The following is a 24276-nucleotide window of genomic DNA, read 5'->3' as shown; positions in this document are numbered from 1 at the left end:
CCTGCGCTTGTTGTGCAACAAAAAGACCGGGAGGGTATTTCTACCTTCCCGGTCTGTATTGTGCGCCATCAGGGACTCGAACCCCGAACCCGCTGATTAAGAGTCAGCTGCTCTGCCAGTTGAGCTAATGGCGCTTACTGTTTCCTGCTTGGTGCTCTCTGTGTGAGCTCCTCGCCGGCAACGAGAAGATATATAACCAGGTTTCTGATTGTTTGTAAAATCGGCTGGTCAGGCCCTGTTTTTTGGTCGGTGTTTTTGCATGTTTTTTGAAAGGTTTTGCGCAACCGTTTGAAAAAAGTTCAAAAAAAGTTTGGAAATCCTCAAAGTGGGGTAGGGCCTGTATCAATGCCATCGACGTTGGGAGTGTGCATAGATGTCGGAGTTACGTTCGACAGTGTTCAGTAACGTCCGGAAGCGTCCGGTGGCACTTTTGAATAGCGAACTGATTACTTTTCGGTAACGCAGCTTCAAGGGGGCGCTGTTTTCCCAGGTCGGTTGAAGTGCCCCGGTTTTTTGGGGTTGCACAGCAATTTTCCAGAGGGTTAACTGTAGGAACCGTTGGGCTACTTTGCGTGCTGCGCCCTGTGAGGGGTTGATGACTGCGATTGGGCAGTCAATAAGGCTTTTCAGTTAGGGCGAGCGTTTTATCGGTGGCTAGTGCCGCTGCAGGGTAGTCTGACCTTTTTCGAGGGCGCACCAGGGGCTGTAGCAGGACTCCGCTGTGTGTCGCAGTGTGTCCCCGGGACTTACTACTTAATAATTGCACTGTTGGAGTGAAGCACGATCATGCGGCAATCTTTTAAGCGCCTGTCGATGGCGGTGGTGACATTTGCGACCACCATCTCGCTAGCTGCTTGTACCGTCGGCGGAGATAATGCCGAGCAGCAAGAGGCGGAGAAGCCAGACGTTGGTCTTGTCGCCAGTGTGAAGGACGACGCCACCGATGTTTCGGTGGTTGACCCGATTTCGGTTCAGGTGGAAGAGGGACATCGCCTGGACAAGGTTGTTATGACCAACCCTGAGGGCAAAGAGGTCAAGGGCAAGCTCGACTCCAGTGGTACCAAGTGGACCACTGCAGAACCCCTGGGCTACTCAAAGACCTATGAGATTAACGCCACCTCGGGCACAGAAAAGCTGGCTACTTCTTTCACCACCATCGAGCCGATTTCTCAGGTAAATGGTTACCTGTCCCCGCTGGATGGTTCCACCGTGGGTGTCGGTCAGACTATTGCTGTGGAGTTCAGCGCGAGTATTTCGGACCGCAAGGCTGCTGAGGAAGCAATTAAGGTGACCACCGAGCCTAAGGTGGAAGGCGCTTTCTACTGGCTGAATAACAGTGAGGTGCGCTGGCGTCCAAAGGAGTACTGGAAGCCGGGGACCAAGGTTACCGTGAAGTCCGATATTTACGGCACGGATCTTGGTGACGATATGTACGGTGCGGAGTCCGCCGAAACCAGCTTCACTATCGGTGATGAAGTCATTGCTATCGCTGATGATGCGACGAAGACCATGGTCATTAAGAAGAACGGTGAAGTCGTAAACTCCATGCCTATCTCTATGGGGTCGAATGTTCACCCGACTCCGAATGGCCAGTACATCATCGGTGATCGCAACGAGACCATGGTGATGGACTCCCGTACCTACGGCCTGTCTCTGGAAAACGGTGGCTACGTCACGCCGGTTAACTACGCAACGCAGATGTCCTACTCCGGCATCTACGTCCACGGTGCACCGTGGTCAACGTGGGCACAGGGCAGCGTCAACCAGTCTCACGGCTGCATCAACGTCACTGATGCTAACGCTAAGTGGTTCCTGGACAACACTAAGCGCGGTGACATCGTGATCGTGAAGAATACGATTGGTGAGACGCTCTCCGGTGTTGATGGACTCGGTGACTGGAACATCCCGTGGGAGACCTGGAAGAAGGGCAACGCCGACGAGACCAGCTCCTGGTAGCTCATGTCCTCTTAGTGAGGCCATCACTTAAGTCATACGGGTTAGTCCGTTCCTAATCACCCAACATTCCCAGCTCCTGCGCGCGAGCAACAGCCGCGGTGCGGGAGCTGACGCCTAGCTTGGTGAAAATATGTACCAGATGCGATTTCACAGTCGCTTCGGTGAGCACCAGCTGTTCTGCAATTTTTCTATTCGACATACCCCGCGCGACCAACTCGAGCACTTCGAGTTCGCGCGGGGTTAGTGCTGTATTGGGGTTGCGCATCCGCCCCATCAAGCGCCCGGCCACTTGTGTGTTCAGCACGGTCTCGCCGCGAACGGCACGACGGATACCATCGATGAGCTCCTCCGGAGCGGCATCCTTCAGCAGATAACCAACTGCGCCTGCGGTGACAGCGCCGAGCACATCGGAGTCCGAAGAATAATTGGTCACCACCAACACTTCTGGGGCCTTTGCGCCGCGCCCGGCCAGTGCGCGGATGGCTGCGGTGGCATCAACTCCGCCTGCGCGGGTAGCAGTGCCAGGGGCCTCACCAAAGCGAAGGTCCATGAGTACCAGATCGATGTGGTCGCAAGAGTCGTCGTCAAGCGATGCGCGCACCTTCTCGACCGCCTCGTCGCCGCTGGCCGCCTCGCCAACCACGACGATATCCGGCGCCGATTCAACGACTGCGCGAAGACCAGCGCGGACGATGGGGTGATCGTCGGCGATGAGGACTCCGATGGGCTTGGTCACCTGGCTAACTCCTCGGGTGATGTGAATGGTCGTTTCCTACCTGCATACCAGGCGCGGGACTTTAAGAGGCGAGCTCGTGCGGGATGCTGACGCTGACACCGCAGCCACGCCCCGGTTCCGACTCGATGGTGAAGGTGCCGCCGAGCTTCTCCACGCGTCGGCGCGCGTTGGCGATCCCCACGCTGTCGTCGTTAGTTGGTGCGGTGGGGTCGAAGCCGATGCCGTTGTCGACGCAGTCGAGCAGAATCTCGTCGGGCTGGTAGGTCAGGGTGACACGGCAACGCGTGGCGTGTGCATGCTTGACGACGTTCGCCAAGCTCGCCTGGGCCACCCTGATGATGGTTGCTTCGACGGTGGCCGGCAGCCGCGTGGGTGTGCCGTCGACGCAGAAGCTGACAGCATCGCCCAGCACCGTGGAGGAGCAGACTTTCTCCAACGCACCGGATAGGTCTGCGCCTTCGAGGGGAGCCGGCTGAAGTGCTGCGATGATGCGCCGGGTCTCGGCGAGATTGTCGGCCGCAACCTTGCGGGCGAGCTGTAGCGAATCCACCGAGGTCTGGTCATGCTGAGTGGGAGCACTTTTCATGCGGGACTCCACCGAATGCAGCAGCAGCTGGATGGAGGAAAGCCCCTGCGCCACGGTGTCATGAATATCGGCTGCGAGGCGTGCGCGTTCGTCCAGCTCACCGGCACGACGGGACAGTGCTTCCGAGTGGGCGCGGGCAGCTGAGAGCTCCTCCAGCGCCTTGGTCTTTTCGATAGTCTCCTTCTGCAGGAGCCGGAACCCCAGCCCCACCGTGAGTACAAACGTCCCACCCAGAATGGGGCCGAGGACACCACCAAATGTTAGCGGAGTATGGATAGCGATGGCGCCAATTGCCGTCGCCGTCGTTGCCACCACCATAACCACGGCCATTAGGCCACCGGTGACCTGCAGAATTACGAAAAACAGCGGGAAGACCAGGAAAGAGGCATCCAGCGTCGCAAACGACATTGCCGCCCAGCACAGCAGCAGAATCACAAGCCAGCCCAACAGCAGGCCACGCGGCTTAGTCAGCGCGACCTCGTTGGCTACGTTGTCATGCCGAGCCCGACCAATCGGCCCGACCGAACCTGCGATGTACACCGCTAGAAAACACGCCGCATAGGTGATGATTCGCCACTGCGGATCCGGAACCACGCATACCGCCAGCAGCACCAGCACCAAAACATCCAGGGCAAACCGCAGTAATTGCCAGCTGCGGTTCAGGGTCTCAGGAGTATCCACGCTCTCGAGCTTAGGGCAGTTCCGCCTGCCAAAACACCGCTGACGAGCCGGAATTGTCAACATCAACCGAAAGTTGGAGACGAAGTTCAACCTCCATGGCGATTAAATCCGCCTTTGAATCCACGACCATAATGAGTATGTACCAGTCAATGAAAGAACTTCGAGCCGCTCCAGGCCGTGCCGCACTGATCACCATCACCGTCGGGATGATTGCTGTGATGGTCACGTTCCTCTCGGCTTTGGCCGCCGGCCTGTCCGCCCAGTCCGTCTCCGCACTGGACGAGGTCTACGACAAAAACGACGCCGTCGTCATCTCGGAGGGGGCCACGTCGCTGTCGTCGTCAAGTATCGGCGAGACGGCGCGAAAGAGCGTCCAGACGTGGGCGAACGATAACAACGCCACCATCCGCGATGTCTACGTCAGTCGTGCGCGCGTCGATGAAACGCCCGTCACCGTCATCTCCGACTTTTCGCTTAACGACGACCAGGTGGCCGTCACCGACGGCGTCAGTGAAACCGCCATTGCGGAAGGTGACTCGCTGACCCTGTCTGGCGCGATGGGCGAGCACGAGACCACCGTTGCGCGCGTGGCGGGGGATAAGTGGCTGGATCACCAAGCGGTCATTTATGCCGGGCGCGGCGTGATGGAAGACCTGACGCCGGGGCAGATGGTGCCAGCGGCGATGGTTGTCGACGAGTCCGCGGCGCAGCTGCCGAATGTCCCGGAAGGAACCATTCTGCGCGACGGCGAGCGCAATAACCTGTCGGCTTCCTACCAGGGTGAGCAGACTTCGCTGAACGCGATGACCTCGATGCTGTATGTGATTTCTGCGCTGGTGGTAGGCGCGTTCTTCACCGTGTGGACTGTTCAACGACTGCGTGGTGTGGCCATTTCCTCGGCGCTCGGTGCGTCCCGCTCCGTGCTGGTGGCTGACTCTCTGGCGCAGGTCCTGGCCGTGCTGGCAATCGGAGTCGGCGGCGGTGTTGCGGTGACTGCAGCGGCGGGCTGGGCTCTGCAGAGCGGCGACGTCATGCCAATTGTGGTCGATGCTTCCACGACCGTCGTACCGGGGCTCATTCTGGCCGTGACCGGCGTAGTTGGTGCGCTGCTGGCACTGGTGCCGGTATTCCGCGTCGATCCGACCACCGCATTGGCGAATGCGTAGTGGCTCGTTAGTACGGCCTAGCACGGCGGCTTCCCACAGAACACTCACATCGCGTTAATCATGCACAACCTGCAACTGAGGAATTGAGGAATTGAGGACAAAATGACTACCTACATCGACAACCAGGCTCCCGTGGCACTCGCTCTAAAGAACATCTCGCTGACCGTCCAAGATGGCGACAACAAACGCACCATTTTGGATGACATCTCGCTGAAGATCCGGGCAGGCGAGGTAGTGGGACTGGTCGGACCATCGGGTTCCGGCAAGTCGACTCTGTTGACCATCGCAGGTTGTTTGAAGAGTGCCGATACCGGACATGTCACGCTGTACTCCAACAAACAGGACGCGAACGGTGCAGGCGCGGACGAGAGTGCGGAAAGGAAGGCCATTGATTTGAGCGCTCGCGGCGCGGATGCTGCCAAGATTCGTCGCGAACACATCGGTATTGTTTTCCAGCAGCCGAATCTTCTGCCAGCGCTGACGGTTAAGCAGCAGCTCATCGCAATGCGGCGACTGGGCCGTGTTTTCGGGTGGCCCGCGGGTGGCCGTCGTGAAGCGGAGAAGCGCGCGGATGAGCTGCTAGAGGCAGTCGGACTGGCTGGGCTGGGAGAACGTCGCGTGAGCCAGCTTTCCGGTGGTCAGCAGGCGCGCGTCAATGTTGCGCGCGCACTGATGAATGAGCCGGAAGTGCTGCTAGTCGACGAACCGACCGCGGCTTTGGATCAGAAGAGTGCAGGGGCGGTGACGCGACTGATTATGGATGTGACGCGGAAGATGGGTGTGGCCACCCTGTACATCACCCACGACCTGGGGCAGCTCCACGGTGCCGACCGAATCGTGGAGATGGTTGACGGCAAGCTGCAGTCCGCGGATGCAGGCTTGGTGGCTACTCGGTAGTGACTATGGGGGAGGAGGCGGCATCGAAAAGGCTGGGTCAGATAACCACGCCGCCGGAAAGGCTCACATTTTTGGCCTTTAACCCCAGAAATTACGGGCTGCAAATGTGAAACTGTGTGAGTTTATGACACTTTCGGGCTATTTTTCGGGCCATTTTTGTCATAAACGCAGTCAGTAACTTGGATTGGCCCGCCGCCGCCAACCATAAACGCAGTTGCTAAGGCGGAAACACAAAAACCCTCGGCCCGGAAAAACCTGGCCGAGGGTTCTACTTGGGGTGACTGACGGGACTCGAACCCGCGACACCCAGGATCACAACCTGGTGCTCTACCAACTGAACTACAGTCACCATTACCGCATTAAAGGAGCTGTATTCTCAGCTCATCTCTGCAGCGAACTATATGGTAGCCCACAGTGGGCTGGAAACAAAAACAGCAGGTCAACCCGGATAAATTTGGGAAAGGGTGGGGTTTGGGTCGTCGTAAAGCGAGCTAGCCGCGAATCTCACCGTACTTTTCCGTCGATTCCTTGCTTGCGGCAGAAATAGCGTCGCCTTCGGGGCCGGGGTGGGGCAGAAGCATGGCGCGGCGGTAGTAGTCCAGCTCGCGGATCGACTCCTTGATATCTGCAAGAGCTCGGTGAGCGAGACCCTTTTCTGGAGCGCCCTTGAGGACCTGGGGGTACCAGCGGCGGGCAAGTTCCTTGAAGGAAGAGACATCAATCATGCGGTAGTGCAGGTGCTGGTCGAGCTCTGGCATGTAGCGGTGGATGAACTTGCGGTCGGAGGCAATCGAGTTGCCTGCCAGTGGGGCGGTGCGCGGCTCGGGAACCCACTGACGGATGTAGTCCAAAACAGCCTGTTCGGCGTCGGCGACATTAGTCTTGCTGTCGCGAATTTCCTGATCCAGGCCGGACTTCGCATGCATCTTGGTGACGAAATCATCCATCTGCGCCAATTCGGTCTCGGACGCGTGCACGACGATGTCCACGCCTTCCCCGAGGACGTTGAGGTTGGCATCGGTGACGAGAGCCGCGATTTCGACAATGACGTGGCGCTCGGGTTCGAGGCCCGTCATCTCACAGTCAATCCACACGATGCGGTCGAGCTCAGGGGAGAGCTGGAGGTCGGGATCGGGCTGAGCCATGATTTCACCTTTCGCTGAGATTCGGCATGATTCTGCAGTGCGCCTTATTTTGTGCCCGGACTGGGCTGTGGGGCACACGCTGACTACGCCCAGCTTAGCGATGTGGATTGTGCTGTGGTCGGGCGTGTGGATTGCCGTGTGGTTTGTGGAGCGAATTGTGGGGGAAACGAAATTAACTGGAAAGTAAGATCTTAGAATTGGACAACGGGGCATGAACTAAATCGACCTATTTGCCTGATAAAATTACTTCTGAGTTCGGATTCCAACGGGAGAAATAGTTACATGGATGAGACGAGGCGTGTTGGCGACGCTGCTCAAAGCACCACCGCGGCACAGAAACCATCCGTCGATGATGTCATCATTGCCGCTGCGCGCGAAAGCGTAATGACTGTGGGCTTGCGTAGGACTTCGATTGCAGAAATTGCTCGCAAGGCAGGAGTTTCGCGTCCGACCGTATATCGTCGATACGCTGACATTGGTGAGCTTCTGGGGGAAGTGACCAACCGCGAAATCCTGCACATGCTTGAGGGGCTCCGCTATGTCCCTGGCGATTCGCGCGCTCGCATGTTGCTGCGTATTCGAATCGTCGTTCAACGCATCATCGAAAGTGACTTTTTCCCTGGCCTGGTCAAGACAGATCCCGACCGTGTCTTAGAAGCGCTCACTGGAGAGATGAGCGATACACAGCTGGAAATTGTGGAGAAATTCATTCTCCCCGGTGTCCGTCACGGGCAGGAAGACGGCACTATTCGCGAGCACGATCCATATCTGCTGGCGCGCAACATTTACCGTCTGATTCAGACGATGGTGCTGGTGTGGCGCCCGGATGGCAAGGACGCGACGCTAGACAAGGAATCTGTCGAAGAGGTCGTCGACATGGTTGACCGCTACTTGCGCCCGGATCCTGCGGATAACAAGAAGAACTAAGAAGTAAAAACCCGCCTGCATCTGGTATAAAACCAGTTCAGGCGGGTTATTTTTGCGCCCCCAGAAGGATTCGAACCCACCCGGAAAACCCCAACTACCAGCATGAACAGGGCAAATAGGCGCCACCCCACGACATTCCCACGACACCTGAACTAGACCACCCCACGCAGCTGCTTATCCAGCACATCAGCTACCGCATCCAAATCACCATCAAAAAGATCTGCATACGTATCAAGAGTCATTACCGCGCTCGCATGCCCCAACTGCGACTGCACAACCTTCACCGACGCACCAGACCCCACCATCAACCCCGCCGCCACATGCCGCAGACCATGAGGCGTCACATACGGAAACCCCTTATTCGCCTTCATTACGCGTTCAAGGTTGCCGTAGTACCAATCCGGCTTCGACGGTGTCGGCAGTGGCCCACCGTCACGCGCAGGCCACAACAGCGCATCCGGCAGCTTATCCTTCAGTAGCGGCTTTAGCATGGCCATGACCTTTTTCGGCACTGCTACCGTGCGCTGCTCGTGTGTTTTCGGTGTGCCGATAATGACTTTGCTGCCGACGGTGACGGCATTGCGCTCCACGTGTACACGGCCGCGCAGAACGTTGACGTCACGAACTCGCAGCGCTGCCGCTTCGCCCCACCGCAGACCGGTGGTTGCGAGCAGCCAGATGAGCTCAGGACGTTTGGAGTCTTTGGCTAGGGTCTTGACCTGCTCGGCGGTCAGGTACACCTTTTTCGCCTTCGGTTTACGCGGCAGGCGCACACCGCGCGCCGGATTAGAGGCCAGCACCCCGTCACCAACAGCGACATCGAGAACCTGCGCGAGACAAGCGTGCGCCTTCCTTACCGTCGACGCGCCAGCGCTGAACTCGGCCAGCCAGGTCTGCACGTCTGATCGTTTAATCCGGCCAATCTGCCACCCACCCCAGTACGGCTCCACATGCACTCGCCATGTGGATTCAGTGGTGCGATACGTCGACGGTTTGAGATGCGTCTGCGCCGCCAGCCATGAGGTGCCGAGGTCTTTCACGGTGCGACGCCGCTCAGTTTCCGGTGACCAGGTGCCACGGCCGATGTTGATCGTATTGGCTGCAGCCCATGCTTGTGCTTCGTCTTTGGTGCGGAAGCCTTGTTTGGTGCGGCTGGTGCCGTCTGGTGCGCGGTACTGCACCCGCCACCCATAACCGCGTGATTTCTTGTATTTTTTAATGCTTGCCATGGCTGGTGGGGTGGTTTTTGACGGGTGAGCCTGGGCGGTTTTGGTGCCAGGTTTTGATTTCTTCGGCGTCCCAGAGTGGTGTTCTGCCGTCGAGGTGTGCGACTGGTTCTGGGGTGCGGTGGTTGGCTACATAGTTTGTCCAGGTGCGTGGCGTGATGCCGACGTGGGTGGCGCAGTCTGTGACGCGCCAGAGTTCACGGCCGGTATCGGTGTCGATGATGGTGGGGCGCATTAGGATTCCCTGTCTCTGATTTGTGCTGTGTAGAGGTTGTAGAGGGCAAGTAGCGTGATGGCCACAATGAGAGCCCATATCGGGTTTGGCGTGGTGGCGTAGATTCCGGCTACGACGAGCGCGGCGATAGCGCTGATTGTGCGCCATGGATTTTTCATGGCACTGCTCCTTTCGAGGTACTGTGAAAGGGAGGCCCCGAGGGGCTGGGTAATTTGGGTACCCAGCGCCCGGGGTTATTTGCGGTGTTTACCCTTGTATCTCGGTTTCCGGTTCTGCCAAACCTGGATGGTTTGGAGGATGACCGTGATGATTCCGAGGATTAGTTCTGGGCTTAACATCACTCTCCCTTCACTATTTTCTTTTTGGTTGTGCATCTCTCACCTGCACTATAACCATTATAACGCCCTAGGGCGTTATGCGTCAAGTCGTAAAACCAAAGTTCCATCCAGGAAACGACAACCATGTAAGCTAAAGAAGGCGCTCTAATAGCGCCCCCTTTTTCTACCTGCGCTTACCAAACGGCGGCTCCAACTTCGACCTGGTGACAAAGTGGTGAACTACGAACACCGCCTCGATGGCGAACAAGACCAGCCCGAAACCGAAAAAGCTAAAAAGTAAGAACGCAAAGTTAATTAGAAAAATGAGAAGCCACCACAGCAGCATTGAGCCGCGGCCAGACTTCTCTAAAGCAGACGCATCCTCACGGAAATGCTCGAGCACGCGATACGCCTGCCCAACAGTTAGATAGTCCATTCGTGGCGCGCGATTATTCGGGAAGTGGCGCCCAATTTTCCCGCGCACGAATCCTCGCTGGAACGGGGTCGCGCGTTTTGATCCATCCGGTGCGAGTAGCACTTCCCAGTTCGCGGACTCCACGGGAACTGCCGATGCTGCTGCCACGCGCTGCGTGGTTTCCAAATCTGGCGTGGTTGTGCCGTAGGTGTGCATTAGAAAATCGTCGTATTCTGCCTTCGCGATGAAGAGTTCTTCCGTGTCCAGCCGAACCGATGCGTAGAAATCGTCCCAATCGTGGCATGTCCAAACACGCGCTGGAACGTCTGCTGGCCCGTCGATGGTGCTGGCTAGCTCGGCGGCGTGCTCGATGTATCCGAGCGGATGCTCGTCGTGGGTCACGTTGATTCTGTTGCCGTCGACAGTGAGTGTCGCGATGATTTCGAAAGCCTCTCCTGGAGTTGCGAAGTTGGATTCCGCGAGTGACTTCAGGTAGCCGAAATTCTTGGATTCGCCTTCAATGTCGGTGTCGAAGCGCGCTTCCTCTTCGAAGTTCATGACACTGTCCTTTCGTAGGTGTTTCGCCATACGGCAAGTAGGTGGGTAGTGACGCCGAGCTCACGGGCTATAGCGCCCGGGTGGGCACCGTATAGTGCTTCCGCTGCGGCGTACTCGGTGGGGGAGATGAGCAGCTCGGCGGCTATCTGGTCTGCCGCGCGCTCTGCTCTGGCGTCAAAATGCGGGTTACCGGAGGGAATGTCACCCCGGATTGCGTGAGCCAACTCGTGGGCTAGGGTGCAGCGCCGGTTTACGGCGCCAAGTGTGGGGTCGAGCAGGATTAGCCGATTGTGGTGGACGTAGCCGCCGAGGTCGCCGGGGTGCAGGTGCCCGTGGTGGTCGTCCTCGACGGTGATGCCTAGGGTTTCGGCTAGTTGCTCAAGCTCCGTCTCCGTAATCGTCGTCTCCTTCCTCCGGTTCCGGTTTGCCGCGCTTAGCGGCGTACCTGAGATGTGTATCAGGTTGCGCGGATTGGAAATCAACGACATTGTCGTCATCAGAGGTGAGTTCGTCCGAGGTGACTCCAATGCGCCGGGCTAGTTCGTTGATGAGCTGACGGTCGGTGAGTAGCTGGGCGATGTCGCCGTCGGAGTTAGCTGCTTCCTCTGGGGTGAGGTATCCCGTGGCTGATAGCGCCGTCGCGGTGTTCTGCCCGTATGCGCGCGCGACAAGAATGACGTTTTCTGCTGCGAGGTGGCCCTTTGCGAGTTGGCGGTTGAGTGTGGAGGTTGTGATGCCAGCTCGGGTTGCCACCGCGCGTTCTGTGTCGCCGCCGGTGAGTAGCTGATACCAGGTTATGTGATCGCTCATGTGTCCCATTATGCACAACAGGGGGCGGGTTGCGCAATATGAAAAACACGCTTCTACCTGCGCTTAGCAAACATCTATGTAATTCCAGTTGTGCAATCTGCGTTAGGTGTGCATAATGGGTCATGTAAGCGATTAGCGACACCGGGAGGTGAGAAAGAAATTGGCTTACCGAATTCGCCCAGAAGTGCTGGACAAGATTCGCGCAGTGCGTAGCTTGCCGTCAGACGAGGCTCTTGCCCGCGAGTTGGGGTTATCTCTTGGCACTGTTCAGAACATTCGCAGTGGTAGGCAGCCCCGCCTGGACGTGGCTATCCGCATTATGGACGCCGCCGACGTAGTGGATATTCGCGCCGCGACCGCCATTGCCTAGGGGTGCTGCAGATTTTTCACAAAAGAATAATAACCAAAAATTAGAACAAATGTTCTAACCATGTTGTGTGAATAACCAAATAGAGAACAGCGCTAGTGATACTTACTCGCCTGCCAGCAGTCCGCAGATTTATGCACTGCCATGACCAGGCCGAGACGACGGAACCGCTCTGTAAACGCAATCCGGAGCGTGGAAACGGCTAGCGCGGAAACAAATACAAGGTCTTGAAGCCGGTTACCCCTTTTGCCTTTTGGCTCGACAACGGAAGCGAAGGGGTGCGGGTTCGATTCCCGCCAAGACCACTGGGCGCGTCAACGTCACCACCAGGCAACCCCCTTTTTCCTTGCTTTCAAGGGGGATGGGTTGAGGACCGTCATCCCCGCCAGCGTGGAGCGAAGCTGAGGAAACCTTCCCGCGTGAAGCCTTTCAGCACGCGAGCCACAGCTGCGCGCCCTACCAAACCACAAAAAGTAAAAGGAGGAAATACGTTGCTAGGAGCTTTGGCTGCTGTTGTTGGAATCATCGCGGGTATGGAGCTCGCGTTTCGCTCGGAGCTCCGCTTGTCTCCGTTCCAACTCGCGTTCCTCAAACTCAAAGCGATCAGGGTGCGGGTTCTCATCGAGCGCATACTCCGCCAGGAAGTAGATAACGATGATTGAATAGCCGAGCGCTGCGCCGGTAACGAGGGAAAAGCAGATGAACGTAATCGTTAGCCATGTAGGCATTGGGTCAACGTCACCCAACGACGCCAAAGTGATTGAAACCGCGGTGGCCGCCAGTGATAAGGCGATATATCTCTTAGCTTTCTTCGCGCGGCTCGGGGTTTTTGAATACTCGCGAAGCATTACAGGGTTCATTAGTCCAGCAACGAGAAGCACCGGAACAGCAGTCGCGATGAGTGAGAAATAAGTCGTAAAGTTCACGCGCCGAGCCCAATCTTTGAATACCACCGCCCCCTTTGTCCTGGTTGCAGCAGGTCAAAGGGGGCTTCTTTTACTACCTAGAGAGGGGTAGCAATGAAAACTTTATCAGGGGTTACGTACCTATCTCCGGATGAGTTCGCGGAGGCAGCGAACTGTCACCCAGAAACCGTCCGAGAAGCCTGCCGGCGCCGCGAGATTCCGGGAGCGACGCAGCGCACTCGACGGGGCCGTTGGAAGATTCCAGCGTCCAGCGTGCCCGCTTTTGCCCGCGGCCTGGAGTTCTACGGCGGTGATGCAGCATGAGCCAGCATGATGATTTGTTTGACCTGGTGGATGCGTGTGACCTGCGGGTGCCGGATAAGCGCACGATTGATAAACGCCCGGACTTGCTCGAGCTCTACACGCGCCGACCACGCCGAATCGAACCACACGCACCGAAAATCGACCGCTGGTTCTGGGCATTCATCATCACCTTCGGCGTCCTCATCTTCCTCGCGCTGGTGATGTGCTCGTGAAAACCATGACCCGGCAGAAAACCTGCGCCATCCCCGGCTGCCACCGACTCCCCGCAGCAAAAGGGAAATGCACACACCACCTCGGACTCACCACCGCATACTCCATCACCGACCAGAAAGGCCGACCCGTGCCCCGCGTATTCGAACTGCTCGACAGCCTTCCCAGCAGCCAACGCCAACTTAAGACCCTCACCGGCGACTTCAAACTGCTTGCCGACAAGCTCTGCGACAACCCAGGAATGTACATCCGCGTGCCACATGACCTCATCGCCGACAAATTCGGCTTCCTGACCGACGCAGAAAAACGCAAGGCACTATGCCGCCTGTACAACCAGGTGCGGACCGGAGCCGCATGGCGCCACCCCGACGGAAAGTTCGACGCTGCTCTCCGAGTCGGCGAAAACTACGGCATCTACGTCACCTTCATCCCAAACGGGGAGCGCAAATGAGAACACCAGCTGACATGCCGACAATGATTTCGGCGACAACCGCCGCGGACTTCATGGAAGAACGAGACACCTACACACCCGACCCGGGGGAGGTCGAGAAAGCACGGCTTAATGCCCTGGCCGACCAGGTCGTTTTCGTCTACCAAGAGATGCGTGACATCAGCGCAGCTGACGCCATTGTCCTGACCGAGCTCGTCCTAAACCGCTTCGACGATGGGGTGAGGCCGTGACGCTCCGTCGATTAACCGATGCCGAGCGCGCGCAGATCCGTAGCGATTACCGGCAGCTGCGCCGCCAAAGACTGTCTTCCCACGGCACTGTGCGCCGGATTGTCGAAGCCCGCCAGGTGCTACCCGAGGTCGTCACCCGCATCTGTGGTGACCTCATCGACGCCGACCAACCACGGGGCGGTGACCGGTGAGCAAAGAAGCCTACGTGGAGCACCTGGCGCACCAATCCCAGGAGATCCATATGAATCCTGCTGAATTCCCCGATGTCCGCCCACCGGCTGGAAGGCACTATCCCGAAGACGACGTGTCTGACATCGCTATGTCTATCGGCTGCTCGACCACAGTGGTCGCAGCCATTTTGATTGTCATTTTTATCACCAGTTTGTAAAAGGAGCCCACCATGACTGTCCCTGTTGACCACATCGAAAAGCTTCGTGCCGCCTCCACGAAGGTCATTACCGGCCTGCACGAAATGCGGCAGGTGTTCCAAGAAATTGAGGGGTTTTGTCTCGACTGGGTAGACGAAGCCGGCGCGCTGGACGAGCCCCAGGTTATCCGCGCGGAAGAACCGACCGACCAGTCCGAAAACGCTACACCAGCGCCCGAACCGGTCCCGGAGCCAGCGCCAGAGCCGGAACATCCGACCCTCGAGGAAGTCCGCGGCGTACTCGCAGCCCTCGCACAAGCAGGCAAGGCCGACCAAGTCCGTGAACTACTCCGCACCCACGGCGCCGACAAACTCTCCGACGTCGAACCACAGCACCGCGCCGCCCTCATCACCGAAGCAAAGGCAATCCAATGACCTACACACCCCTAGCCACCGTCGACGACATCGACCTGACCGCAGACGATGCCTTCAACCAAATCTCACTACGCATCGCCGAACTCGGCGCCACCCACGTCCGAGACACCAAGAACAACGTGTGGAAAATGCGGGCATGGATGAACAAAAAATCCATACCACTTGACCACTCGACAAACGCCCCAACGCGACTGCCTTTCAAGCAAATCGAGTCGCTAGGCATCGTCGAACCCGCACCCACACCACCACCGGCCGGAGAGCCTGACGGGCAGCGACCGCACCACACCGAACGCGCCCACGCCCTCCTATCCGCATCATCCTCACACCGCTGGCTGAACTGCCCACCCTCCGCAGTCATCGCCGACAAACAACCGCAGCCTGCGGACAGCCCTGCAGCCGCCGAAGGTACCGCAGCCCACGAACTGGCTGAGCACAAACTCCGCAAGGCCCTCAAGCTCCGATCCGACTACCCGGCAAGTGACTTCATCGACGAAGACATTCAGGAGCACACCGACACCTACGTCACCTTCGTCCTCGACCAGTACAAGGCCGCACGCGACCGCACTCCAGACGCACAGATCCTCATCGAGCAGCGCCTGGACTTCTCCGACATCGTCCCTGACGGCTTCGGCACCGGCGACGCGCTCATCATCGACGACACCACCCTGCACATCATCGACCTGAAATACGGCCAGGGTGTCCTCGTCGACGCGGAGAATAACCCGCAGATGAAGCTCTACGCACTAGGGGCGCTGAACCTCCTCGGCTACCTCTACGACGTAGACGAGGTCGCCATGACGATCTACCAGCCCCGCCGGGACAACATCAGCACCTGGCGGTGCAGCGTCGAAGACCTGCACACCTGGGCGGCAGACACTGTTGCCCCCGTGGCGAAACTCGCCGCAGCAGGGGAGGGCGACTTCACCGCAGGAGACTGGTGCGGATTCTGCCCCATCAAGGCCACCTGCCGAGCCCGAGCCGACAAGAACCTGGAAATCGCGCAGCATGAGTTCCGCCGACCCGCGGAGCTCACCGATGCTGAAATCGCCGACGTACTCACCCGGCTCCCAGAGGTGAAGAAGTGGGCGACCGACGTTGAGAAGTACGCGAACACTGCGGCTATCGACCACGGCAAAAAGTTCCCGGGCTTCAAGCTCGTTGAAGGCCGGAGCGTCCGTAAGTTCGCCGACCCCCAGGCTGTGGCGGCAGCAGCCATCGACGCGGGGTACCCCGACGTGTACGAAAAGAAACTGCTCGGCATCACAGCAATGGAGAAGTACCTGACTAAGCCAGTGTTCGCCGATGTCCTCGGCGGGCTGGTCATCAAACCGGCCGGCAAGCCAACACTGGTGCCGGTCTCTGACAGGCGCCCAGAGATTCGGGGCAACAGTGCCCAGGATGACTTTGGAGGAACCGCGGCATGATCCCGCCACCAGCGGCGACCAGAGACCCGCCGGCAACCACCACCGCAACAAAGCATCAATTCTCACCATTTTCCCATCAGCCCCAAGGAGGCTACCCACCATGACCACCCGCATTGTCACCGGAGAAGTCCGCCTGTCCTACGCCAACGTCTGGGAGCCACGCTCCATTAACGGCAGCGACCCCAAATACTCCGTTTCCATCCTCATCCCGAAGACCGACACCGCCACCATCAGGCAGGTCGAGGATGCCATCGAGCACGCCATCCAGGACGGTGTCGGAAAGTTCGGCGGAAAAATCCCGCCACGCGGCAGCCTGAAGCTCCCACTGCGAGACGGCGACCTCGAACGCGACAGCGAGGAATACGCAGGGCACTACTTCATCAACGCCAACAGCAAGATGCAGCCGCAGATCGTTGACCAGAACGTCCAGCCCATCACCGATGAGTCGCAGGTGTACTCCGGCTGCTACGGGCGCGTCAGCGTCAACTTCTACGCCTTCAACACCAACGGCAACCGAGGTGTTGCAGCAGGGCTCGGCAACATCCAGAAGCTCCGCGACGGCGAAGCCCTCGGCGGGGGAGTCTCCGCAGTAGCCGACTTCGGCGCACCCACCGGAGGTGCCGCAGAGGATTTCCTCGCATAACCCCACCTGTTAGTTAGCCACACCAGCGCCCCGGCGGCTACAACTGCCGGGGCACACCACCACAACAACACACACGAAAAATGCGCACCATCTCCATCGACATCGAAACCTACTCCCCAGAACCCCTAGCCTCCGCAGGCGTCTACAAATACGCCGAACACCCAGACTTCGACATCCTCCTGCTCGCCTACAGCATCGACGACCAACCCGTCCAAGTCATCGACCTCGCCCAAGGCGACACAATCCCCACCCACATCCTCACAGCGCTCACCGACCACACCATCACCAAATACGCCTACAACGCCAACTTCGAACGCGTCTGCCTCACCCACTACCTACGCAAAAGAAACCACCTACACCCCGACGCGTACCTCGACCCCCACGGCTGGCACTGCACCATGGTGTGGGCATCCGCACTCGGACTACCACGAAGCCTCAAAGACGTCGGCACAGCACTCGGCCTTGAGCAACAAAAAATGCGAGAAGGCCAAGCCCTCATCCGCCTGTTCTGCACCCCACAAAAACCCCGCGGCAAACAAGCAGAACTATTCGACACCACCCGCACCAGCCCACGCGACCAACCCGACAAATGGGCCACCTTCATCGAATACTGCCGCCGAGACGTCGAAGTCGAAACCCGCATCCGCCACAAACTCGACCAATTCCCACTACCAGACTGGGTATGGGGCCAATACTGGGACGACCAGCGCATCAACGACCGCGGCATCACCGTCGACCTGACCCTCGCCAAGGCAGCCATCGACGCCGACACCAACCACCGCGACACCTGCATGGAACGCGCCCGCCGAATCACCGAGCTCGACAACCCCAACAGCCCAACCCAACTCCTCGGCTGGCTCAACAACCACGGCTGCACCATCGACTCACTAGCCAAAGCACACGTCACCGACGCACTGACCACCGCCACCGGGCAAGTGAAAACAGTCCTCGAACTCCGCCAAGAACTATCCCGCTCCAGCGTCAAAAAATACCAAGCAATGCTAGACGCCACCTGCACAGACGGACGCGCACACGGGCTCATCCAGTTCTACGGGGCAGGGCGCACAGGACGCTGGGCCGGCCGACTCATCCAAGTCCAAAACCTTCCCCGCAACTACCTGCCAGATCTGGACACCGCCAGAGCACTCATCCACGACGGAAACGCCGACATCGCCGAAATGCTCTACGACAGCCTGCCCGACACACTCTCACAACTAATCCGTACCGCGTTCATACCCACACCCGGGACGCGCTTCATCGTCGCCGACTACTCCGCCATCGAAGCCCGCGTACTGGCATGGCTCGCAGGCCAAGACGACACACTCCAAGCCTTCCGAGACGGAAAAGACCTCTACTGCGCCACCGCCACAGCCATGTTCGGCGTACCCGTCGACAAACACGGCCCCAACGCAGAGCTCCGACAAAAAGGAAAAATCGCAGTGCTGGCCTGCGGCTACCAAGGCGGGGTAGGGGCCATCCGCACCATGGGCGGAGAGCGCATGGGCATGACCGACACGGAAATGAAAAACACCGTCGACGCGTGGCGCAACGCAAACACCAACATCGTCACCTACTGGTGGGACATCGACACCGCCGCGAAAAACACCATCAAAACCGGCCAACCCCAGCAGGTACGAAACATCACACTGCGCATGGACGCAGGCATCCTCTTCATCACCCTGCCCTCCGGACGCAAACTCGCATACCCCGGAGCAGGAATCGGAACCAACCGCTTCGGCGGAGAATCAATCATCTTCTACGGCCCAGGGCTCGGCGGAAAATTCGCCCAACAAGAAACCTACGGCGGCAAACTCGTCGAAAACATCACCCAAGCAGTCGCCCGCGACCTACTAGCCCACGCCATCGGGCTCATCGAAAACGCCGGCCACCACATCGTCATGCACATCCACGACGAAGTCGTCATCGAAGCCCCACCGGCCACCACCATCACCGAGATCTGCGACCTCATGGCCCGCAACCCCACGTGGGCACCAGACATCCCACTCACAGTCGACGGCTACGAGTGCACAAGCTACCGAAAAGACTAGGAGACCAACCGCCATGACCACCACGAGCCGAGAGCTGAAAATAGCCGAGGCACCAACTCGGCTCGCCACCCACTGGACAAACCACAAAATCACCTGGCAAGCACTCACCGCACGCCTCCAAGACGCCACCATCAGCCCCAACACCATCGCCCAATACCAGGCGCTACCAAAAGACAAGCAAGCCGACGCAAAGGACGTCGGAGGATTCGTCGGAGGGCACCTCGCAGAAGGGCGACGCAAAAACGGCCACGTCCTCGCCCGCTCAATCATCACCCTCGACATCGACTACCCACCAGAGGACTTCCTCGACGATCTCGACACCTACACGGACGGCATCGCAGGGTGCCTATACTCCACCCACTCTCACGCACCGGAGCATGAACGCTACCGGCTTGTCATCCCACTGTCCCGAGATGTCACCGCCGAAGAATACGAAGCCACCGCACGAAAAATCGCCGAACATATCGACATTGATATCTTCGACGACACCACCTACGAGCCCCACCGGCTCATGTACTGGCCATCGCGCCCTCTCGACGCTGACTTCATCTACCGGCCTCTCGACACCGCCGACTGGGTTAACCCTGACGACATACTCGCCGAATACGACAACTGGCGTGACGTCACCACCTGGCCAGTATCCAGCCGCCAAAAAGACCGGCTCAACCGCACCGTAGGGCAGCAAGCCGACCCGCTGACTAAGCCCGGCATGGTTGGTGCATTCTGCCGAGCCCACACCATCCACGACGCCATCAGCACCTTCCTTGCTGACGTATACAGGTCAACCACCGGCGGGCGCTACACCTACATCGCGGGCGAATCCACCAACGGTGTCGTCACCTACAACGACACCTTTGCTTATTCTCACCACGGCACCGACCCGGCCGGCGGGCAGCTCTGCAACGCCTTCGACCTCGTCCGCATCCACCGCTTCGGCACCGACGACACAGACGCTAAACCTGGCACCCCAACCCACAGGCTCCCGTCGTACAAGCGCATGCTCGACATGGCGAAAAACGACGAAGCCACCAACCGCCAATACGCCGACGAACTCCGCGAACAAGTCACCGCAGACTTCACCGACAACGGGCAGACACCAGACACCAGCTGGCTGGAAAAAATCGCCCGCAAAAACAACGGAGCCATCGAAGAATCCCTCGGCAACATCGCCCTGATCATCACCAACGACCCAGGACTACAAGAAATCAGATACAACCAGCTATCCGAAACCATCGACGTCCGCGACCCCCAAAAACTGCCCTGGCAGCAGGTCAAACCAGGCTGGTCAGACACCGACATCGCCCAGCTCAAACTGTACCTAGAGGACAGGTACCAGCTCTACAGCTCCACAAAAACCATGGAAGCCCTCGACATCGCGGCAGGCACCCGCGCCTACCACCCAATCCGCGACTACCTCGACAACCTGCCCGCCTGGGACGGGGTACAGCGCATCGACACGCTCCTGGTCGACTACCTCGGAGCCGACAACACCGACTACGTGCGAGCGGTCACCCGTAAAACCCTCATCGCCGCGGTGCGGCGCATCTACCGGCCAGGCACCAAGTTCGATACCGTGCTGATTCTCTCCGGCCCCCAGGGCACCGGCAAATCCACCCTGTTCGCAAAACTCGCAGGCGACTGGTTCTCCGACGCACTGTCACTGACCGACATGAAGGACAAGACCGGCTCGGAGAAGCTGCAGGGCTACTGGATCCATGAGCTCGGGGAGCTGGCCGGCATGCGCAAGATGGAAGTCGAAGTCGTCAAGGGCTTCATCTCCCGCACGGACGATAAGTACCGTGCATCATACGCCCGGGTGGTTGAGTCGCACCCGCGCCAGTGCATCATTGTGGGCTCCACCAACGCCGAAAATGGGTTCCTGCGAGATGTCACCGGAAACCGGCGGTTCTGGCCTGTGGCCATCACCGGCGAGTCGGAACACAAAACCTGGGGGCTGGACGCGGAGACCGTAGGTCAGATCTGGGCGGAGGCGTTAGCCGCGCACCGGGCGGGGGAGCCACTGCACCTGACCGGTGCGCTGGCGGAAGACGCGACTCGGGCGCAGGACGCGGCCATCGAAACCGACGAGCGCGTCGGGGTTGTGCAGGAATACCTGGACACCGACCTGCCGGCGGGGTGGCGAGAAATGACAGTGCCGCAGCGCCGCGCCTACCTTGCAGGCCACGCCCCGTCAGCGGAGTTTGGCGGCGACCAAGGGGCGCTGTTTCCTCGGATGGAAGTGTCGAACGCCGAGATCTGGTCGGAGTGCTTCGGCAACGAGCCGGGGGATATGCAGCCGAAGGACTCGTATGCGATTAGCGCGATTATGAAGAAGCTCGACGGGTGGGAGAAGCCGGGAAACAGAGGAGGCTCCAAACGTGTGTTCCCATACGGAAAGCAGCGAATTTACCGCAGGAAAGTCGAGAAACCGCCGTTCTAAAAAGGTGGAACAACCTCGGGGAACAACTTGTTCCACCCCAGCGCGGGGCGCACGGTAGTGAACTGACTCACAAAATCAGTTGTTCCGCTTGTTCCAGTTGTTCCAAAAGTTGTTCCACCCCAAAAATACCTCACTACCTCTATCTTTACCTCTACTGGAACAACTGGAACAAGAAATATAGAAGAAAAGAAAAACATAGGAATAAAGGGGTATACGCCCTATATAGCCCTTAAACCCCTTAAAACAGCCGAGCTATCTAAAGTTCGCTGTTCCTTGTTCCACCCAACCCAAAACAGCACCCCACAACATCCGAACCGAGGCCGCAACCAATGCGAGAAAAAGAAGTCGAACAAAAGTTCACACACGCCATAAAACAAGCGGGAGGCAAAGCACTAAAACTCACCAGCCCCAACCTCGCCGGAGTGCCCGACAGGCTCATCCTCATGCCAGGAGGACGAGCCGCATTCGCCGAAATCAAAGCCCCCGGCAAAAAACCCCGACCCCTCCAAACCCACCGCATCAACCAACTCACCGAGCTCGGATTCACCACCTACATCATCGACAACCCCAACCAAATCCCCGACGTAATCAATGCACTACACACCGCACCCATACCAAGCATTCACCACCAACTACATCGAAACCCACCCACAAGCAGCCATCATTCTCGGAATGGGCATGGGCAAAACCATCATCACCCTGACCGCCATCAACAACCTGATCTATGACCACTTCACCGTCCACAAGGCCCTCATCGTCGCCCCCTTGCGAGTAGCCCGCGACACCTGGCCCCAAGAAATAAACAAATGGGACCACCTCACCAACCTCCGCACCGCAGTCATGGTCGGCGACAAACACGCCAGAGAACAAGCCCTCAACACCGACGCCGACATCTACATCACCAACCGAGAGAACATCCCCTGGCTCGTCGACCACGTTGGCCACGACTGGCCATTCGACATGGTCGTCATCGACGAACTGAGCTCCTTCAAGTCCCACCAGGCCAAGAGGTTCAAAGCCCTGCGGAAAATGCGCCCCCACATCAACCGCCTCATCGGCCTGACCGGCACCCCAGCACCCAACAGCCTGATGGATCTATGGGCACAGTTCGCCCTCATTGACGGCGGTGACCGGCTCGGAAAATTCATCACCCGATACCGCAACCGGTACTTCCTGCCGGACAAACGCAACGGCGCACAAATCTACACCTACAAACCCAGACCAGGAGCCGAACAAGAAATCTACGACGCCATCAGCGACATCACCGTGTCCATGCGCACCACCGACTATCTCGACCTGCCCGCAGTCACCTACACCAACCACCCAGTAACCCTCAGCTCCCCGGAGCGGGCAGCATACGACCGGCTTAAAAAAGACATGGTTATTCAACTAGGCGACGACACAATCGACGCCGCGAACGCAGCCGCGCTATCCGGAAAGCTTCAACAACTCGCATCCGGCGCCATCTACATCGACGATGAGCACAACACCGCGACAGTGCACGCCCGCAAGCTCGACGCACTCGAAGACCTCATCGAGCAAGCCAACGGTGCCACCGTCCTTGTCGCTTACTGGTTCAAGCATGAAGCCAGCCGCATCCTCGACCGGTTCCCACAAGCCCGCGCTCTGGCCACAAGCCAGGACTTCGCCGACTGGAACAAAGGCAAGATACCCGTCGGGCTGATCCACCCGGCTAGCGCCGGCCATGGCCTGAACCTCCAAACCGGCGGCCACATCCTCGTATGGATGACTACGCCATGGTCACTTGAGCTGTACGAGCAGACCAACGCCCGCCTGCACCGGCAAGGGCAAACCGAGCCGGTCAGCATCATCCACCTTGTGGCCACGGACACCATCGACACACGGGTAGGCGCCGCGCTGAGTGGGAAATCGGTGACGCAGGATGCCCTCGTCGACGCTGTCCGCGCGGAGCTTAAGCAGTGCTGATATCAGCCCCCCCCAAGAACACGACGACTAGGAGCACCAAATGACCCCAGAACAAGCACGAAAACTACTCGAAGGCACCACACCCGGCCCGTGGAACGCGGACGACGAAGGCCCCCTAGTAGGCGGCATTTGGTCGCCGGACCGCATCATCTTTGGCTCTTACTTTGACTGGGAGGACATGCCGCAGTGGGAGCAAGGAGAACCAGAGGACAGGCGACTCATGGCAGCCGCGCCGGACATGGCCGCAATGATTGCCAACATGACCGCCGAATATGCAGTGCAAGTACGACGTTCAGACGGGTGGCAGTGGAGCCGTGACGAAGATGACTTCCGATGGCAGCCCCTCACCGTCCAGATAGTTCGCGCAGACCGAGACCACCCCCGCGAAGAAACCCGTATCGTCTGCCGCTACGCCACCACACCACAACCACTAGAAGGAGAAGAACAGTGACACCAGAAGAAGCTGCGGTCATCGTCGACCGCTGGGCCAATGAAGGCCAACCCACTACCTGGATTTCTGAAGTCGTCGACGCGGTAACCACCATCCTTGAAATGCGCACCGAATACGCCATCGAATACCAGCCCACCACAGGTCCCGAGTGGTATCGCGTTTCGGACTGGTCGGAAGAATACCCACTTATCGACGGCGAAGAACTCAACCCCCGTGAGCGCATCGTGAAGCGCTACGCCACCTACCGACAGCCACTAGGAGACGAACAGTGACCCCCGACATCATCATTCTGATTTTGACTGACCCTGGTTTCGCTATCGGCTACCTGGGCGAAGCCGCAAACCACATCGTGAACGGAGCACCGCTATGAGCACCTGTT

At 58.6% G+C, this 24276-nt stretch carries 30 protein-coding genes and 3 tRNA genes; 22 read left to right on the top strand and 11 right to left on the bottom strand.

The window, feature by feature from the left end; all coding sequences use genetic code 11:
• Positions 1 to 61: 61 nt before the first annotated feature.
• A tRNA-Lys gene (locus CRD13_RS03540) sits at positions 62 to 134 on the bottom strand.
• 652 nt (positions 135 to 786) lie between these two features.
• Here CRD13_RS03540 and CRD13_RS03535 point away from each other — a divergent pair.
• A complete protein-coding gene (locus CRD13_RS03535; protein WP_187401294.1) occupies positions 787 to 1956 on the top strand; it encodes an Ig-like domain-containing protein in 1170 nt (389 codons plus the stop codon).
• Between the two features lie 52 nt (positions 1957 to 2008).
• Here CRD13_RS03535 and CRD13_RS03530 read toward each other — a convergent pair whose 3' ends face one another.
• Together CRD13_RS03530 and CRD13_RS03525 are read right to left on the bottom strand one after the other, a co-directional pair.
• Positions 2009 to 2692 carry a response regulator transcription factor gene (locus tag CRD13_RS03530; protein ID WP_083276344.1) on the bottom strand — a complete coding sequence of 228 codons (684 nt, stop codon included), beginning with the start codon at positions 2690 to 2692 and terminating at the stop codon, positions 2009 to 2011.
• Between the two features lie 61 nt (positions 2693 to 2753).
• Positions 2754 to 3959, bottom strand: a complete 1206-nt coding sequence (locus tag CRD13_RS03525; RefSeq protein WP_370549563.1) for a sensor histidine kinase — start codon at positions 3957 to 3959, stop codon at positions 2754 to 2756.
• A gap of 149 nt (positions 3960 to 4108) precedes the next feature.
• Between CRD13_RS03525 and CRD13_RS03520 the strand changes: the two genes are divergently transcribed.
• Both CRD13_RS03520 and CRD13_RS03515 read left to right on the top strand, forming a co-directional pair.
• Entirely contained in the window at positions 4109 to 5125 is a 1017-nt protein-coding gene (locus tag CRD13_RS03520; protein ID WP_239272274.1) for an FtsX-like permease family protein, read from the top strand.
• Between the two features lie 102 nt (positions 5126 to 5227).
• Positions 5228 to 6022 (top strand): ABC transporter ATP-binding protein, encoded by a 795-nt coding sequence (locus tag CRD13_RS03515; RefSeq protein WP_049172923.1) that lies wholly within the window; start codon positions 5228 to 5230, stop codon positions 6020 to 6022.
• A 273-nt stretch (positions 6023 to 6295) separates the two neighbouring features.
• On the opposite strand, the gene CRD13_RS03510 is transcribed toward CRD13_RS03515, so the two are convergent.
• Positions 6296 to 6371 (bottom strand) — tRNA-His (locus CRD13_RS03510).
• A gap of 142 nt (positions 6372 to 6513) precedes the next feature.
• Positions 6514 to 7167 carry an oligoribonuclease gene (gene orn / locus CRD13_RS03505; RefSeq protein ID WP_016422281.1) on the bottom strand — a complete coding sequence of 218 codons (654 nt, stop codon included), beginning with the start codon at positions 7165 to 7167 and terminating at the stop codon, positions 6514 to 6516.
• Between orn and CRD13_RS03500 the strand changes: the two genes are divergently transcribed.
• Positions 7166 to 7354, top strand: a complete 189-nt coding sequence (locus CRD13_RS03500) for a hypothetical protein (protein WP_042388509.1) — start codon at positions 7166 to 7168, stop codon at positions 7352 to 7354. The genes orn and CRD13_RS03500 overlap by 2 nt on opposite strands.
• 95 nt (positions 7355 to 7449) lie before the next feature.
• Positions 7450 to 8094: a TetR/AcrR family transcriptional regulator gene (locus tag CRD13_RS03495; RefSeq protein WP_016422282.1), complete on the top strand. Its 645-nt coding sequence runs from the start codon at positions 7450 to 7452 to the stop codon at positions 8092 to 8094.
• 152 nt (positions 8095 to 8246) lie between these two features.
• Here CRD13_RS03495 and CRD13_RS03490 read toward each other — a convergent pair whose 3' ends face one another.
• The gene (locus CRD13_RS03490; protein WP_187401292.1) at positions 8247 to 9323 is read right to left on the bottom strand and encodes a site-specific integrase; all 1077 of its coding nucleotides are present in this window, start codon (positions 9321 to 9323) and stop codon (positions 8247 to 8249) included.
• Between the two features lie 43 nt (positions 9324 to 9366).
• On the opposite strand from CRD13_RS03490, the gene CRD13_RS11125 reads away from it, so the two are divergent.
• Positions 9367 to 9558, top strand: coding sequence for a hypothetical protein (locus tag CRD13_RS11125; protein WP_187401291.1), 192 nt, complete (start codon positions 9367 to 9369; stop codon positions 9556 to 9558).
• Here CRD13_RS11125 and CRD13_RS03480 read toward each other — a convergent pair.
• The 4 genes from CRD13_RS03480 to CRD13_RS03465 all read right to left on the bottom strand — a co-directional run bounded on the left by CRD13_RS03480 (position 9555) and on the right by CRD13_RS03465 (position 11655).
• Entirely contained in the window at positions 9555 to 9713 is a 159-nt protein-coding gene (locus CRD13_RS03480; RefSeq protein WP_187401290.1) for a hypothetical protein, read from the bottom strand. The genes CRD13_RS11125 and CRD13_RS03480 overlap by 4 nt on opposite strands.
• Positions 9714 to 10056: 343 nt before the next feature.
• A complete protein-coding gene (locus tag CRD13_RS03475) occupies positions 10057 to 10845 on the bottom strand; it encodes a hypothetical protein (RefSeq protein ID WP_187401289.1) in 789 nt (262 codons plus the stop codon).
• Complete coding sequence (locus CRD13_RS03470; RefSeq protein ID WP_187401288.1) at positions 10842 to 11333, bottom strand: ImmA/IrrE family metallo-endopeptidase; 492 nt, start codon at positions 11331 to 11333, stop codon at positions 10842 to 10844. Before CRD13_RS03470 ends, CRD13_RS03475 begins: the two co-directional genes overlap by 4 nt.
• Positions 11224 to 11655 carry a hypothetical protein gene (locus CRD13_RS03465; RefSeq protein ID WP_187401287.1) on the bottom strand — a complete coding sequence of 144 codons (432 nt, stop codon included), beginning with the start codon at positions 11653 to 11655 and terminating at the stop codon, positions 11224 to 11226. Before CRD13_RS03465 ends, CRD13_RS03470 begins: the two co-directional genes overlap by 110 nt.
• A 160-nt stretch (positions 11656 to 11815) precedes the next feature.
• On the opposite strand from CRD13_RS03465, the gene CRD13_RS03460 reads away from it, so the two are divergent.
• Both CRD13_RS03460 and CRD13_RS03455 read left to right on the top strand, forming a co-directional pair.
• Positions 11816 to 12025, top strand: a complete 210-nt coding sequence (locus tag CRD13_RS03460; RefSeq protein ID WP_150963273.1) for a helix-turn-helix domain-containing protein — start codon at positions 11816 to 11818, stop codon at positions 12023 to 12025.
• Between the two features lie 220 nt (positions 12026 to 12245).
• Positions 12246 to 12327 (top strand) — tRNA-OTHER (locus CRD13_RS03455).
• 189 nt (positions 12328 to 12516) lie between these two features.
• Here CRD13_RS03455 and CRD13_RS03450 read toward each other — a convergent pair.
• A complete protein-coding gene (locus CRD13_RS03450) occupies positions 12517 to 12750 on the bottom strand; it encodes a hypothetical protein (RefSeq protein WP_187401286.1) in 234 nt (77 codons plus the stop codon).
• Positions 12751 to 13041: 291 nt separating this feature from the next.
• Between CRD13_RS03450 and CRD13_RS03445 the strand changes: the two genes are divergently transcribed.
• From CRD13_RS03445 to CRD13_RS03380, 14 genes are all read left to right on the top strand, one after another.
• Entirely contained in the window at positions 13042 to 13251 is a 210-nt protein-coding gene (locus CRD13_RS03445) for a helix-turn-helix domain-containing protein (RefSeq protein WP_187401285.1), read from the top strand.
• Positions 13248 to 13463 carry a hypothetical protein gene (locus CRD13_RS03440; protein ID WP_187401284.1) on the top strand — a complete coding sequence of 72 codons (216 nt, stop codon included), beginning with the start codon at positions 13248 to 13250 and terminating at the stop codon, positions 13461 to 13463. Before CRD13_RS03445 ends, CRD13_RS03440 begins: the two co-directional genes overlap by 4 nt.
• Positions 13460 to 13912, top strand: a complete 453-nt coding sequence (locus CRD13_RS03435; protein WP_187401283.1) for a hypothetical protein — start codon at positions 13460 to 13462, stop codon at positions 13910 to 13912. The genes CRD13_RS03440 and CRD13_RS03435 overlap by 4 nt, the downstream gene beginning before the upstream one ends.
• Complete coding sequence (locus tag CRD13_RS03430) at positions 13909 to 14142, top strand: hypothetical protein (protein ID WP_187401282.1); 234 nt, start codon at positions 13909 to 13911, stop codon at positions 14140 to 14142. Before CRD13_RS03435 ends, CRD13_RS03430 begins: the two co-directional genes overlap by 4 nt.
• The gene (locus CRD13_RS03425) at positions 14139 to 14333 is read left to right on the top strand and encodes a hypothetical protein (protein ID WP_187401281.1); all 195 of its coding nucleotides are present in this window, start codon (positions 14139 to 14141) and stop codon (positions 14331 to 14333) included. Before CRD13_RS03430 ends, CRD13_RS03425 begins: the two co-directional genes overlap by 4 nt.
• Complete coding sequence (locus CRD13_RS03420) at positions 14330 to 14530, top strand: hypothetical protein (protein ID WP_187401280.1); 201 nt, start codon at positions 14330 to 14332, stop codon at positions 14528 to 14530. Before CRD13_RS03425 ends, CRD13_RS03420 begins: the two co-directional genes overlap by 4 nt.
• 12 nt (positions 14531 to 14542) lie before the next feature.
• Positions 14543 to 14944: an rRNA biogenesis protein rrp5 gene (locus CRD13_RS03415; protein WP_187401279.1), complete on the top strand. Its 402-nt coding sequence runs from the start codon at positions 14543 to 14545 to the stop codon at positions 14942 to 14944.
• Entirely contained in the window at positions 14941 to 16368 is a 1428-nt protein-coding gene (locus CRD13_RS03410; protein ID WP_255467763.1) for a DUF2800 domain-containing protein, read from the top strand. The genes CRD13_RS03415 and CRD13_RS03410 overlap by 4 nt, the downstream gene beginning before the upstream one ends.
• A gap of 100 nt (positions 16369 to 16468) precedes the next feature.
• Positions 16469 to 17011: a DUF2815 family protein gene (locus tag CRD13_RS03405; protein WP_187401278.1), complete on the top strand. Its 543-nt coding sequence runs from the start codon at positions 16469 to 16471 to the stop codon at positions 17009 to 17011.
• An 80-nt stretch (positions 17012 to 17091) separates the two neighbouring features.
• Positions 17092 to 19059 (top strand): DNA polymerase, encoded by a 1968-nt coding sequence (locus CRD13_RS03400; RefSeq protein ID WP_187401277.1) that lies wholly within the window; start codon positions 17092 to 17094, stop codon positions 19057 to 19059.
• 13 nt (positions 19060 to 19072) lie between these two features.
• A complete protein-coding gene (locus tag CRD13_RS03395) occupies positions 19073 to 21499 on the top strand; it encodes a virulence-associated E family protein (RefSeq protein WP_187401276.1) in 2427 nt (808 codons plus the stop codon).
• Between the two features lie 591 nt (positions 21500 to 22090).
• Positions 22091 to 23446 carry a DEAD/DEAH box helicase gene (locus CRD13_RS03390; RefSeq protein ID WP_187401275.1) on the top strand — a complete coding sequence of 452 codons (1356 nt, stop codon included), beginning with the start codon at positions 22091 to 22093 and terminating at the stop codon, positions 23444 to 23446.
• A gap of 40 nt (positions 23447 to 23486) precedes the next feature.
• On the top strand, positions 23487 to 23897 hold the full coding sequence (locus CRD13_RS03385) for a hypothetical protein (protein ID WP_187401274.1): 411 nt from the start codon (positions 23487 to 23489) through the stop codon (positions 23895 to 23897).
• The gene (locus tag CRD13_RS03380) at positions 23894 to 24169 is read left to right on the top strand and encodes a hypothetical protein (RefSeq protein ID WP_187401273.1); all 276 of its coding nucleotides are present in this window, start codon (positions 23894 to 23896) and stop codon (positions 24167 to 24169) included. Before CRD13_RS03385 ends, CRD13_RS03380 begins: the two co-directional genes overlap by 4 nt.
• Positions 24170 to 24276 lie beyond the last annotated feature (107 nt).

Source organism: Corynebacterium sp. LK26 (assembly GCF_014335085.1).
In the GTDB taxonomy this organism is placed as follows: domain Bacteria; phylum Actinomycetota; class Actinomycetes; order Mycobacteriales; family Mycobacteriaceae; genus Corynebacterium; species Corynebacterium jeikeium_D.
Note: the sequence above shows the minus strand (reverse complement) of the source record. Positions and strands in the feature narration are given on the sequence as shown.

Coding starts and splice junctions, on each gene's coding strand:
- CRD13_RS03535 (WP_187401294.1), top strand. CDS start 787: ATGCGGCAATCTTTTAAGCGCCTGTCGATGGCGGTGGTGACATTTGCG.
- CRD13_RS03520 (WP_239272274.1), top strand. CDS start 4,109: ATGAAAGAACTTCGAGCCGCTCCAGGCCGTGCCGCACTGATCACCATC.
- CRD13_RS03515 (WP_049172923.1), top strand. CDS start 5,228: ATGACTACCTACATCGACAACCAGGCTCCCGTGGCACTCGCTCTAAAG.
- CRD13_RS03500 (WP_042388509.1), top strand. CDS start 7,166: ATGATTTCACCTTTCGCTGAGATTCGGCATGATTCTGCAGTGCGCCTT.
- orn (WP_016422281.1), bottom strand. CDS start 7,167: ATGGCTCAGCCCGATCCCGACCTCCAGCTCTCCCCTGAGCTCGACCGC.
- CRD13_RS03495 (WP_016422282.1), top strand. CDS start 7,450: ATGGATGAGACGAGGCGTGTTGGCGACGCTGCTCAAAGCACCACCGCG.
- CRD13_RS03490 (WP_187401292.1), bottom strand. CDS start 9,323: ATGGCAAGCATTAAAAAATACAAGAAATCACGCGGTTATGGGTGGCGG.
- CRD13_RS03480 (WP_187401290.1), bottom strand. CDS start 9,713: ATGAAAAATCCATGGCGCACAATCAGCGCTATCGCCGCGCTCGTCGTA.
- CRD13_RS03475 (WP_187401289.1), bottom strand. CDS start 10,845: ATGAACTTCGAAGAGGAAGCGCGCTTCGACACCGACATTGAAGGCGAA.
- CRD13_RS03470 (WP_187401288.1), bottom strand. CDS start 11,333: ATGTCGTTGATTTCCAATCCGCGCAACCTGATACACATCTCAGGTACG.
- CRD13_RS03465 (WP_187401287.1), bottom strand. CDS start 11,655: ATGAGCGATCACATAACCTGGTATCAGCTACTCACCGGCGGCGACACA.
- CRD13_RS03450 (WP_187401286.1), bottom strand. CDS start 12,750: ATGCCTACATGGCTAACGATTACGTTCATCTGCTTTTCCCTCGTTACC.
- CRD13_RS03445 (WP_187401285.1), top strand. CDS start 13,042: ATGAAAACTTTATCAGGGGTTACGTACCTATCTCCGGATGAGTTCGCG.
- CRD13_RS03440 (WP_187401284.1), top strand. CDS start 13,248: ATGAGCCAGCATGATGATTTGTTTGACCTGGTGGATGCGTGTGACCTG.
- CRD13_RS03430 (WP_187401282.1), top strand. CDS start 13,909: ATGAGAACACCAGCTGACATGCCGACAATGATTTCGGCGACAACCGCC.
- CRD13_RS03415 (WP_187401279.1), top strand. CDS start 14,543: ATGACTGTCCCTGTTGACCACATCGAAAAGCTTCGTGCCGCCTCCACG.
- CRD13_RS03410 (WP_255467763.1), top strand. CDS start 14,941: ATGACCTACACACCCCTAGCCACCGTCGACGACATCGACCTGACCGCA.
- CRD13_RS03405 (WP_187401278.1), top strand. CDS start 16,469: ATGACCACCCGCATTGTCACCGGAGAAGTCCGCCTGTCCTACGCCAAC.
- CRD13_RS03400 (WP_187401277.1), top strand. CDS start 17,092: ATGCGCACCATCTCCATCGACATCGAAACCTACTCCCCAGAACCCCTA.
- CRD13_RS03395 (WP_187401276.1), top strand. CDS start 19,073: ATGACCACCACGAGCCGAGAGCTGAAAATAGCCGAGGCACCAACTCGG.
- CRD13_RS03390 (WP_187401275.1), top strand. CDS start 22,091: ATGCACTACACACCGCACCCATACCAAGCATTCACCACCAACTACATC.
- CRD13_RS03385 (WP_187401274.1), top strand. CDS start 23,487: ATGACCCCAGAACAAGCACGAAAACTACTCGAAGGCACCACACCCGGC.